Raw genomic sequence first — 11,540 nt, 5'->3', positions numbered from 1 at the left:
CTCGGTCTGCTATCATCGCCAGCCTTTGTTGATACCAGTTCGCAATTTGCGCTGAAGCGGCCCATGCCATGATTAAACAACGCACACTGAAAAACATTATCCGTGCCACCGGTGTTGGCCTGCACTCCGGCGAGAAGGTCTACCTGACCCTCAAGCCTGCGCCGATCGACACCGGGATCGTCTTCCGTCGTGCCGACCTCGACCCTGTCGTCGAGATCCCGGCCCGCGCCGCCAACGTCGGCGAGACAACCATGTCGACGACGCTGGTCAACGGTGACGTGAAGGTGGACACGGTGGAGCACTTGCTCTCGGCCATGGCTGGCCTGGGCATCGATAACGCCTACGTCGAGCTCTCCGCGTCCGAAGTCCCGATCATGGATGGCAGCGCCGGACCTTTCGTATTCCTGATTCAATCGGCTGGCCTGGAAGAGCAGGACGCCGCCAAGAAGTTCATCCGCATCCTGCGGGAAGTGACGGTGGAAGACGGCGACAAGCGCGCCACTTTCGTCCCTTTCGACGGGTTCAAGGTGAGCTTCGAGATCGATTTCGATCACCCGGTTTTCCGCGACCGCACCCAGAGTGCAAGCGTGGACTTCTCCAGCACGTCTTTCGTGAAGGAAGTCAGCCGCGCCCGCACCTTCGGTTTCATGAGTGACATCGAGTACCTGCGCAAGCACAACCTCGCACTCGGCGGCAGCGTGGAAAACGCGATCGTGGTCGATGCCGATGGCGTGCTGAACGAAGACGGCCTTCGCTACGAAGACGAGTTCGTGAAGCACAAGATCCTCGATGCGATCGGCGACCTCTACCTGCTGGGCAACAGCCTGATCGGTGAGTTCAAGGGCTTCAAGTCCGGTCACGCACTGAACAACCAGCTGCTGCGCAAGTTGATTGAGCAGACAGATGCGTGGGAAGTCGTGACGTTCGAAGACGCCAGCACGGCTCCGATCTCTTACATGCGCCCGGTTGCGGCGGTGTAAGTAAAAAACCTCTCTAGTTTTTTGAAGGCCACCCTTGGGTGGCCTTTTTTTATGCCCGGATTCGTTTCACTGCGGGCGCCAGCCCGCTGGCGATGGCCACCACAGTTGTTGTGGTGTGCATGAATCTTGCGAACACCCGGTGCCCCCTGTGGGAGCCAGCCTGCTGGCGATGGCGTCGGCACCGTCAGCACAAGGCTCAGGCCACCACCACCCGGTTGCGCCCACCTTCCTTGGCCTGATAAAGCGCCTTGTCCGCCGCAAACAGCAGTTGTTCAAGGCTGGCATCCATCGCCGTCGTCCAGGTGCTGACGCCGATGCTCACGGTCATCGGGGCCTCATCGCCGGCGACCCGCGGCAGTTGCTCCACCGCCGCCCGGATGTGCTCGGCGATCTGCCGGGCGCCGGCGCTGTCGGTCTCGGCGAGGATCACCGAAAACTCCTCGCCGCCGTAACGGGCCACCAGGTCCGCCGGGCGTCGCACGTTCGCCGTGACCACCCTGGCCAGCTCCTGCAACGCCCGATCCCCGGCCTGGTGGCCATGGCGGTCGTTGAAGGCCTTGAAGCGGTCGGCGTCGATCATCAGCACCGACAGCGGCTTGCCCGAACGCTGGGCGCGGAACCACTCGTGGCGCAGCGACTGGTCGAGCATGCGCCGGTTGGCCACGCCCGTGAGGGCGTCGGTGGCCGCCAGCTGCGCCAGCCCCCGTTCGGCCTGGTGGCGCAGGCGCAGTTCCCGCACCAGCAGCCAGGTCAGCCACAGCAGGCCGACGCAGAGCACGCCGGTGGCGCCGCTGATCAGGATCGCCGTGCGTTGCCAGGCGCCGAACACCGCATCGCTGGACAGCGCGACGATCACCGTCAGCGGCAGGTTGCCGACCCGGGAATAGGTGTACAGCCGCTGCCGCCGATCCATGCTGGAAATGCTGTTGAAGCTGCCGTTGCCGCCGCTGTCGCCGAGGATCCGGATCACGTTGGGCCGGTTGGCGAAGCTCTTGCCGATGGAGTCGCTTTGCAGGTAGGGCTTCTGCGCCAGCAGCAGGCCGTCGCTGCTGATGATGTTCAGGGTGCTGTCGACGCCGATGTCGAGGCTGTTGAACAACTGGTCGAAGTAGTCGAGCTTCATCGACGCCACCGCCACGCCGATGAATTCGCCGGTGTCCGAGGACATGCGTCGGCTGAAGCTGATCCGCCATTGGTCGGCCTCGTCGCAGTCGCAGCGGGTCTTGAACGGACGGCTGATGAACAGGCCCGCATCGCGGTTGAAGGCATGGGCCAGGAAGTAGTCGCGGTCGGCGAAATTGCCCGGTTTCGGCTCGACCCGGGAAGAGTCGGCCACCACCTCGCCGTGCTTGTCGAGCAGCAGGATGTCGCCCTTGAAGCGGGCGGCGGTGGAGCGGTCGAACAAGGCCATGTGGCGGATCTGCGGCGACACGTGCTTGAGATCCTCGCGCTGGGCGGCGGCGATCAGGCCTTGCAGCGTCAGGTCGTACAGCTCGACGGTGCGCAGCACATCGGCGTCGATCAGTTGCGCGATGGTGGTGGCGCTGCGGGTGGCCGACTCCTGGGCGTTGGCGTGTTCGCGGATCAGCAGGAAGGTGACGATGCACACGATCGCGACGACGGTCAGCAGGCTGCCGAGAATCAGCAGCGGCACGGAACGTCCGGTCTTGCCCGAAGCGGGTGGGGTGCGGCTTGCGATCATGGTGGGCGTTCGGTTGTGGATTCTTGTAAGCGTAGGCCTGCAGACACCATTGTGGGAGCGAGCCTGCTCGCGATGGCGATCTTTCAGGTGATGCACCGCCATCGCGAGCAGGCACGCTCCCACAGGATATTGGAACGGCCTGAAGGTCAGGCCGATCTTCTAGCGTAGCGCCGATCTTAGAAGACGTTGATCGGGTAGTCGATGATCACGCGGTATTCATCGGTGTCCGAGTCCAGCGCGCCGTAGCCGTTGCCGCCACGGTTGGTCGCCCATTGCAGGCGCACCGCCAGGTCTTTGGCCTGGCCGCTCTGCACCACGTACTTGAGGTCGATATCGCGCTCCCAGTGCTTGGCGTTGCGCCCCTCGGCGCTGTACCACGCGGCGTAGCCGGGGCTGTTCGGGTCGGTCTTGGTCAGGTCCAGGGTGCCGCGCGAGTAGGACACCGCCGAGGTCAGGCCCGGCAGGCCGACGCCGGCGAAGTCGTAGGCGTACTTGAGCTTCCACGAGCGCTCGTTCGGGCCGTTGAAGTCCGAGTACTGCTGGGAGTTGTCCAGGTAGATGCTGTCGCCTTGGCTGATGTAGTCGAACGGCGTGTTGCCGTTGACCCGCTGGTAGGCGGCGGTGAGGCTGTGGCTGCCGATGCCGACCGTGAAGTGCACGCTCCAGGTGTTGTTGTCGATGTTGCCCAGCAGCGCGTCGCCGGTGTCCTGGGTGTGGTAGTAGTGCAGGCCGGGGTTGAGGCTGACCAGATCGTTCAGCGCCCAGGTGTAGTCCAGGTCGTAGTAGTACTGGTTCCAGATGTCCTTGAGCTCGGAGGCGTACAGGCTGCTGGTCAGGCCTTCGACGCCGCTCCAGGCCACGCCGGCCCAGTTCAGGTGACGGCTTTCGTCGCCGTCGGCGAGGCTGCCGTAGGAGGTGCCGATGCGCTTGTGGCCGCTCTGGTTGTAGGGCTTGGTGAAGCTGGCCTGGCCGCCTTCGATCAGCCAGCCGTCGAAGCTGCGGTTGGTCAGGCTCAGGCCGCGGAACGTCTGCGGCAGCATGCGGCTCTCGCCGCCGGCGATCACCGGGTTGGTGAGGAACAGGTCGCCGGCCTTCAGCTCAGTGTCGAACGCGCGCATTTTCAGGGTGCCGCCGGCCGTGGAGAACGAGCCCGGCGCTTTGCCGCTGCCGTCGCTCACCGGCAGGATGCTGGAGTTGTCGGTGCCGCCGCCGCCGTCGAGCTTGAGGCCGAGCATGGCGTGGGCGTCGACGCCGAAACCGACGGTGCCTTCGGTGTAGCCGGACTCGAACTTGCCGAGGAAGCCCTGGCCCCACTCGATGTTGTCATCCGCCTGCTGCAGGCGGTTGCGGTTCATGTAGTAGTTGCGGGCGTTGAGGTTGAGGCTCGAACCTTCGATGAAGCCTGTCTTCTCGGGTTCGGCGGCCTGGGCTGCCGGGGCAATCGTTGCGGCGACTGCAATGAACAGCGGGGTGAAACGGACTGGGTAACGCACGTGCGGTAAAGCTCCTTGGGTCAACGTTCCCTTCAATCGCTTGAGGGGCGGGATGTTTCTAATTGTTAAAGACGAACCAGACGGCCTTCAGACCACAACGAAAAAAGGCCGCTGAAATTCAGCGGCCTGGAGTGACGACGGTCGAACGGGAAGAGCCAAACGACCGCGTCGAGGGAAATCGGAGGGAGCGCGGCTCAGCTGTCTTTCTCAAGCGACGGCTGTGCTTGCGAAGTGGCGGCCTGCGGGGACTGCGCGGCGTTCTGGGCCTTGGCCATCATCTCTGCCTGATGCTGCTCGAAGGCCTGGGCGCGGGCGGCGTTGTGCGCCACGAACGACTGGGATTCTTCGGCCATCGCCAAAGGCGACAGGATCAATGAGGACAAAACGAACGCGCTGGCAATTCCCATACTGTTGGACATCTCGAAAACCTTCTTGCTTGGCAAGTGCTGTTTGGTTGCGGGCAAAGATAAGGTCGCCGGGCACCGGGAAACAGCGTGATTTTCATAAATGACTGTTACAGCGCAGGCAATGATCATTGCAGAGTAAGAGGGGCCTCTGTGGCGAGCGAGCTTGCTCGCGCTCGGCTGCGAAGCAGTCGCAGAATGGGTGGCCGTTGTACGGGGGGCCGCTGCGCAGCCCGGCGGGAGCAAGCTCCCTCGCCACAGGGGTGAATGCGCATTGTGGTGGGAAGGGATGTGCATTGTGGCGAGCGAGCTTGCTCGCGCTCGGCTGCGAAGCCGTCGCAGAAGGGGTGGCCGTTGCAAGGGGGGCCGCTGCGCAGCCCGGCGGGAGCAAGCTCCCTCGCCACAGGGGATTGCGGCTAAACGGGCAAGTGCATGCCGAAGGTGTTCATGCCGCGGTCGCTTTGCACAAACACATCGCCGCCGTGCATCAGCGCGATGGCCTTGACGATGGCCAACCCCAATCCGTGGTTGTTGCCGCTGTTGCTGCGCGACGCATCCACCCGGTAGAAGCGTTCGAACAGCCGCGGCAGATGCTCGACCGCAATCGGCGAGCCGGGGTTGGCCACGCCGATGCTGACCTGATGGTCTTGCACTTCGATGTGCACCTCGATCACCTGGCCCGGCGCCGTGTGCTGCACGGCATTGCTCAAGAGGTTGATCAGCGCCCGGCGCAGGTGGGCGATCTCGATGCGCACCTGGGCGTCGCCGCTGACCTGCACCTGCACCTGGGCGTCCTCGAGGATGAAGTCCAGGTATTCGAGGGTGGTGGCCACCTCGTCGGCCAGCGAAGTCTGCGTCAGTTTGGTGGCCTTGCTGCCCTGGTCGGCGCTGGCCAGGAACAGCATGTCGTTGATGATCGAACGCAGGCGTTCCAGCTCTTCGAGGTTCGATTGCAGCACTTCGAAGTAATGTTCGGCCGAGCGCCCGCGGGTGAGGGCGACCTGAGTCTGGCCGATCAGGTTGGTCAGCGGCGAGCGCAGTTCGTGGGCGACGTCGGCGTTGAACGACTCCAGCCGCGAGTAGGCCTGCTCGACCCGTTCCAGCGTCGAGTTGAACGAGCTGACGAACTGCGCCAGCTCCGGCGGCAGCGGCGACAGGCGCAAGCGCCCGGCCCGCAGCGGCGGCGCCAGGCGCTGGGCTTCCTGGGACAGTTTGATCAACGGCTTGAGGCCGATCCGCGCCACCCAGTAGCCCAGCGCCGAGGCCAGCAGCACGCCGACGGCCGCCAGGCTGACCAGGGCGATCAGCAAGCGGTGCTGGGTCTCGTGGAAGGTCTCGGTGTCGATGCCGATCATGAAGCGCAGGGGCGGGCGCTGATCCTTGGCCGGCAGTTCGGTCAGCAGCACTTTGAGCGGGTAGGCGTGGTCCGGCAACTGCAGGTCGCGCATGCCCAAGGGACCCTGGGCGAAAGCGCGGATCAGGGCGTCCGGGCTGCCGTACTCGTAGCCCGGATCGCCGCTGACCACCCAGAAGCGGATGCGCTTGTCCTCTTCGCCGAGCAGGTTGAGCTTGGCGTTGATCTTCACCCAGTGCTCGGGCGTGCCGAAGCGGTTGAGCGCCGACTCCAGCACGCTGTAGCGCGCGTCGAGCTCGGCTTCCGGCAGCAGGCCCAGGCCCTTGTCCACCTGCTGGTACAGCGCGCCGCCGATCAGCAGGAACACCAGCAGCGCCACCAGGGTGAACAGGCCGCTCAGGCGCAGGGCAATCGAGTTACTGGACACCGCGGCTCTCCAGCACATACCCCATGCCGCGGATGGTGTGCAGCAGTTTCTCGTCGAACGGCCCGTCGAGCTTGGCCCGCAGGCGCTTGATCGCGACCTCGACGACGTTGGCGTCGCTGTCGAAATTGATGTCCCAGACCATCTCGGCGATGGCGGTCTTGGACAGGATCTCGCCCTGGCGCCGGGCCAGGACGCTGAGCAGCGAGAATTCCTTGGCGGTCAGGTCCAGCCGGGTGCCGGCGCGGGTGGCCTTGCGGCTGATCAGGTCGATCCACAGGTCGGCGATGCTCACCTGCACCGGCTCGTGGCCGCCGCTGCGCCGGGTCAGGGCTTGCAGGCGCGCCACCAGTTCCAGGAACGAGAACGGCTTGCCGAGGTAATCGTCGGCGCCGTCGCGCAGGCCCTTGACCCGGTCCTCGACCCGTTCCCGGGCGGTGAGCATGATCACCGGCGTCTGCTTGCGCGCCCGCAGCGCGCGCAGCACGCCGAAGCCGTCCAGGCCCGGCAGCATGACGTCGAGCACGATCACCGCATAGTCGCCTTCCAGCGCCAGGTGCAGGCCCTCGATGCCGTCGCGGGCCAGGTCCACGGTGTAACCCTGTTCCGTCAGGCCGCGGTGCAGATAGTCCGCGGTCTTTTCTTCGTCTTCGATAATCAGGACGCGCATGACCCTGCCTCAGTCTGTGGTCGCCAGCGCCGCCGCGGGCGCCGGTGCAGGTCGATGGAATAGCCGTTCGAGCCACAAGTATATGACCGGCGTGGTGAACAGCGTCAGGGCCTGGCTCACCAGCAGGCCGCCGACCACCGCGATGCCCAGCGGCTGGCGCAGCTCGGCGCCGGTGCCGTAGCCGAGCATCAGCGGCAGGGCGCCGAGCAGGGCGGCGAGGGTGGTCATCATGATCGGCCGGAACCGCGTCAGGCAGGCCTCGAAAATCGCCTCCTGCGGCGCCAGCCCCCGGTTGCGCTGCGCTTCCAGGGCAAAGTCGATCATCAGGATGCCGTTCTTCTTCACGATGCCGATCAGCAGCACCAGGCCGATCAGCGCCATGATCGAGAAGTCCTGGCCGCACAGCCACAGCATGATCACCGCACCGAGGCCTGCCGCCGGCAGGGTCGAGATGATCGTCAGCGGATGCACGAAGCTCTCGTAGAGCACGCCCAGGATGATGTACACCGCCACCAGCGCCGCCAGGATCAGCCACGGCTGGCTCTTGAGCGAACTCTGGAACGCCTGGGCCGCGCCCTGGAAATTGCCGCTGATGGCGGTGGGCATGCCGATCTCGGCCTTGGCCTGGTTGAGCAGGATCACCGCATCGCCCAGCGCCACGCCGGGCGCCAGGTTGAACGACAGGTTGGCGGCCGGGAACATGCCGTCGTGGGCGATGGACAGCGGGCCGACCGTGGGCGGGTCGAACCGGGCCAGCGCCGACAGCGGCACCATTTCCCCGCTCAGCGGCGAACGCAGGTAGAAGTAGTTCAGGCTTTCGGCCTTGCCGCGCTGTTTGGTGTCCAGCTCCAGGATCACGTTGTACTGGTTGACCTGGGTCTGGAACTCGTTGATCTGCCGCTGGCCGAAGGCGTCGTACAGCGCTTCGTCGACATCGCTGGCGGTCAGGCCGAAGCGCGCGGCGGCGCTGCGGTCGATGCTGATGTGGGTGATGCTGCCGCCCAGCTGCAGGTCGTTGGAGATGTCGCGGAACGCCGGGTTGCTGCGCAGCTTCTCGGTCAGGCGCTGGGTCCAGGTGGCCAGGGTCGCCCCGTCGTTGCTCTTGAGCACGTATTGGTACTGCGCACGGCTCGGGCCGGAGCTGAGGTTGATGTCTTGCCCGGCGCGCAGGTAGAGGACGATGCCCGGCACCTTCATCAGTTTGGGCCGGATGCGGTCGATGAACTGGCTGGCGCTGACGTCGCGGTCGCCGCGTTTCTTCAGGGCGATCCAGAAGCGGCCGTTAGCGATGGTCTGGTTGCTGCCGGAGACCCCGACCGAATGCGAGAACGCCTGCACGGCAGGGTCGGCGGCGACGATTTCGGCCATGGCCAGGTGTTTTTTCACCATGTCGCCGTAGGAAATGTCTGCGGCCGCCTCGGTGGTGCCGAGGACGAAGCCGGTGTCCTGCACCGGGAAGAACCCCTTGGGGATGAAGATGTAGCCGCCGACCGCCAGCGCCAACGACAGGCCGAACACGCCGAGCATCAGTTTCTGGTGGGCCAGGGCATGGCGCAGGCCTTTCTCGTACCCGGCCAGCAGGCGCTCGCTGAAGCCCGGCTTGCCGTGGGCGTGGTGCGTGGGCCGGCGCATGAACAGGGCGGCGAGGGTCGGCGCCAGGGTCAGCGACACCAGCACCGAAATCATGATGGTCGAGGTGGCGGTCAGGGCGAATTCCTTGAACAGCCGGCCGACCACGCCGCCCATGAACAGCAGCGGAATGAACGCCGCCACCAGGGAGAAACTGATCGACACCACGGTGAAGCCGATCTCGCCGGCCCCCTTGATCGCGGCCTCGCGCATGTCGTCGCCGGCCTCCAGGTGGCGGTGGATGTTTTCCACCACCACAATCGCGTCGTCCACCACAAACCCCACGGCCACCACGATCGCCACCAGGGTCAGGTTGTTCAGGCTGAAGCCCAGCAGGTACATCAGGGCGAAACTGGCGGTCAGCGACACGCCGAGCACCGCCGACACGATCAGCGTCGCCGACAGTTGGCGCAGGAACAGCGCCATCACCGCCACCACCAGCAGAATCGCGATCATCAGCGTGATCTCGACCTCATGCAGCGAGGCGCGGATGGTCTGGGTGCGGTCGATCAGCACCTTGACCTGCACCGAGGCCGGCAGCATGGCCTCAAGCGCCGGGAGGGCCGCCTGGATCCGGTCCACCGTCTCGACGATGTTGGCCCCCGGCTGGCGGGAAATCACCAGGTTCACCCCCGGCTGGTCGCCGGCCCAGGCCTGCACGTAGGCATCTTCCGAGCCGTTGACGACTTTGGCGACATCCTTGAGGTGAACCGGGGCACCGTCCTTGTAGGAAACGATGAGCTGGCTGTACTCCTCGGGATGGAACAGCTGATCGTTGGTCGACAGCGTGGAAATGCTCGACTCGCCGTACAGCGCGCCCTTGGCCAGGTTGAGGCTGGTCTGCTGGATCGCCAGGCGGATGTCGGCCAGGGTCAGGCCGATGGCCGCCAGCTTGTCGGCGGACGCCTGCACGCGGATGGCCGGGCGCTGCTGGCCGGTGATGTTGATCTGGCCGACGCCGTCGATCTGGCTGATCTGGCGGGCCAGCAGGGTTTCCACCAGGTCGCTCAATTCGGTGCCGGGCATCTGCGTGGAGCTGACGCTGAGGATCAGCACCGGGCTGTCGGCCGGGTTGACCTTCTTCCAGGTCGGCAGCGTCGGCATGTCCTTGGGCAGTTTGCCGGCGGCGGTGTTGATCGCGGCCTGCACTTCCTGGGCGGCGGTGTCGATGCTCTTGTCGAGGGTGAACTGCAGGGTCAGCAGGCTGGAGCCCAGGGCGCTGCTGGAGGTCATCTGGGTCATGCCGGGAATGGCGCTGAACTGCACCTCCAGCGGCGTGGCCACCGACGACGCCATGGTGTCGGGGCTGGCGCCGGGCAATTGCGCGGACACCTGGATCGTCGGAAATTCCGCTTCCGGCAGTGGGGCGATCGGCAAGCGCGGGAAGGCAATCGCCCCCACCAGCACCAGCGCGAACGTCAGGAGAATCGTCGCCACCGGGTGATCGATGCACCATCCGGACATCCCGCCGCGCACGCTCATGGCTTCGGCTCCGCTTGCACGACCTGCGCCGGTTCATTCATCACCTGCACGGTCGAGCCGGGCTTGAGCCGCGACTGGCCGTCGCTCACCAGAATGTCGCCGGCCTTCACGCCCTGGATGATGTCCTGGCCGCTGCCCTGATAGACCATCTGCACCGGCACCGCCTCGACCTTGTCGCCGTTGACCCGGTACACGAAGTGTTGATCCAGCCCCCGCTGCACGACGGTGGGCGGCACCACCAGCGCATCCTTGTCCAGGGCGGTCTGCACCTTCACCGTCACCAGCAGGCCGGGCCAGAGCTTCTGGCCGGGGTTGTCGAACTCGGCCTTGGCGCGGATGGTGCCGGTGTTGGCGTTGATCTGGTTGTCGATCAGGGTCAGGTGGCCTTCGCCCAGCAGGTTGCCGGTCTCGCCGTCGGTGTCGGCGCCGATGTAGGCCTTGACCTGCGCGTGCTGCGGGTCGGCGATCAGGCCTTGCAGGGTCGGCAGCATTTGCTGGGGCAGCGAGAACTCCACGGCGATCGGGTCGATCTGGGTGACGGTGAACAGGCCCTGGGTGTCGGTCATGCGCAGGAAATTGCCTTCATCGACCGTGCGAATCCCGACGCGGCCGGTCACCGGTGAGCGGATCTGGGTGTAGGACAGTTGCACTTGCGCCGCGTCAATCGACGCCTGATTGCCCTGGGCGGTGGCCTTCAGTTGGTTGACCAGCGCCTGTTGCTGGTCGTAGGTCTGCTTCGACACGCCGTCGTCGACGCTGAGCAGCTTGTAGCGCTTGAGGTTGACCAGCGCCACCTGCAGCTGCGCCTGGCTCTCGCCCAGTTGCGCCCGGGCCTGGTCGAGGCTGGCGCGGATCGAGCGGTCGTCGAGGGTGGCGAGCAGGTCGCCGGCCTTCACGAGTTGGCCTTCCTTGACCCAGAGCTTGGTGAGGATGCCGTCGATCTGCGGGCGCACCACCACGCTGTGCAGCGAGAGCACCGAGCCGATGCCGCTGGTGTAGCGCGGCACGTCCTGTTCGCTGACGCTGACGACCTGCACCGGGATGGCGGTGGGCGCGGCCAGTTTGGCCGGGGTGGGTTTGGCGATGTACCACAGGCCGGCGGCTGCCAGGGCGATCAGCAGGGTGGCGAGCAGGGCGGGTTTCTTCTGGATGTGCATGCGGTGGGCGCCGGGGGGACGGAGTTGGGGCAGGTTGTGTCTTTATAAACGGGTTTGGGGGTCGGGAGGGTGACGGCTGGCTGACGGCGCTGTCAGTTTCGGCTTCTTGGGGTTTTTGTTTTGGCCTTGGCGGCCTCTGGGCCGACCAGGCTGTGGGTTGTTTGGTGTGTTTATCCGTTTCTTCGGGTGTGGCGGCTGGCGGTTCCGCCCTTACGGCGGGTCACTTTTTTCAAACGCCAAAAAAG

At 65.4% G+C, this 11,540-nt stretch carries 8 protein-coding genes; 1 reads left to right on the top strand and 7 read right to left on the bottom strand.

Going from position 1 to position 11,540, the window contains the following annotated elements; translation table 11 throughout:
- Nucleotides 1–68: 68 nt before the first annotated feature.
- Nucleotides 69–980, top strand: coding sequence for a UDP-3-O-acyl-N-acetylglucosamine deacetylase (gene lpxC, locus ACIP0B_RS26335; protein ID WP_085584860.1), 912 nt, complete (start codon nucleotides 69–71; stop codon nucleotides 978–980).
- A gap of 196 nt (nucleotides 981–1,176) precedes the next feature.
- On the opposite strand, the gene ACIP0B_RS26330 is transcribed toward lpxC, so the two are convergent.
- The 7 genes from ACIP0B_RS26330 to ACIP0B_RS26300 all read right to left on the bottom strand — a co-directional run bounded on the left by ACIP0B_RS26330 (nucleotide 1,177) and on the right by ACIP0B_RS26300 (nucleotide 11,295).
- Complete coding sequence (locus tag ACIP0B_RS26330; RefSeq protein ID WP_400837647.1) at nucleotides 1,177–2,682, bottom strand: sensor domain-containing diguanylate cyclase; 1,506 nt, start codon at nucleotides 2,680–2,682, stop codon at nucleotides 1,177–1,179.
- 176 nt (nucleotides 2,683–2,858) lie between these two features.
- Entirely contained in the window at nucleotides 2,859–4,175 is a 1,317-nt protein-coding gene (locus tag ACIP0B_RS26325) for an OprD family porin (RefSeq protein WP_400837644.1), read from the bottom strand.
- 194 nt (nucleotides 4,176–4,369) lie between these two features.
- The gene (locus ACIP0B_RS26320; protein WP_085584867.1) at nucleotides 4,370–4,594 is read right to left on the bottom strand and encodes a hypothetical protein; all 225 of its coding nucleotides are present in this window, start codon (nucleotides 4,592–4,594) and stop codon (nucleotides 4,370–4,372) included.
- Nucleotides 4,595–4,995: 401 nt separating this feature from the next.
- Complete coding sequence (locus tag ACIP0B_RS26315; RefSeq protein ID WP_400837641.1) at nucleotides 4,996–6,360, bottom strand: heavy metal sensor histidine kinase; 1,365 nt, start codon at nucleotides 6,358–6,360, stop codon at nucleotides 4,996–4,998.
- Complete coding sequence (locus ACIP0B_RS26310; RefSeq protein WP_400837638.1) at nucleotides 6,350–7,027, bottom strand: heavy metal response regulator transcription factor; 678 nt, start codon at nucleotides 7,025–7,027, stop codon at nucleotides 6,350–6,352. Before ACIP0B_RS26310 ends, ACIP0B_RS26315 begins: the two co-directional genes overlap by 11 nt.
- Before the next feature lie 9 nt (nucleotides 7,028–7,036).
- Nucleotides 7,037–10,138: a multidrug efflux RND transporter permease subunit gene (locus tag ACIP0B_RS26305; protein WP_400837635.1), complete on the bottom strand. Its 3,102-nt coding sequence runs from the start codon at nucleotides 10,136–10,138 to the stop codon at nucleotides 7,037–7,039.
- Entirely contained in the window at nucleotides 10,135–11,295 is a 1,161-nt protein-coding gene (locus ACIP0B_RS26300; protein WP_400837632.1) for an efflux RND transporter periplasmic adaptor subunit, read from the bottom strand. Before ACIP0B_RS26300 ends, ACIP0B_RS26305 begins: the two co-directional genes overlap by 4 nt.
- Nucleotides 11,296–11,540 lie beyond the last annotated feature (245 nt).

This window comes from Pseudomonas sp. NPDC089534, assembly GCF_044749305.1.
GTDB classification, from domain to species: domain Bacteria; phylum Pseudomonadota; class Gammaproteobacteria; order Pseudomonadales; family Pseudomonadaceae; genus Aquipseudomonas; species Aquipseudomonas ekonensis.
This window is presented reverse-complemented; position numbering and strand designations above follow the sequence as displayed.

Coding starts and splice junctions, on each gene's coding strand:
- lpxC (WP_085584860.1), top strand. CDS start 69: ATGATTAAACAACGCACACTGAAAAACATTATCCGTGCCACCGGTGTT.
- ACIP0B_RS26330 (WP_400837647.1), bottom strand. CDS start 2,682: ATGATCGCAAGCCGCACCCCACCCGCTTCGGGCAAGACCGGACGTTCC.
- ACIP0B_RS26320 (WP_085584867.1), bottom strand. CDS start 4,594: ATGTCCAACAGTATGGGAATTGCCAGCGCGTTCGTTTTGTCCTCATTG.
- ACIP0B_RS26310 (WP_400837638.1), bottom strand. CDS start 7,027: ATGCGCGTCCTGATTATCGAAGACGAAGAAAAGACCGCGGACTATCTG.
- ACIP0B_RS26305 (WP_400837635.1), bottom strand. CDS start 10,138: ATGAGCGTGCGCGGCGGGATGTCCGGATGGTGCATCGATCACCCGGTG.
- ACIP0B_RS26300 (WP_400837632.1), bottom strand. CDS start 11,295: ATGCACATCCAGAAGAAACCCGCCCTGCTCGCCACCCTGCTGATCGCC.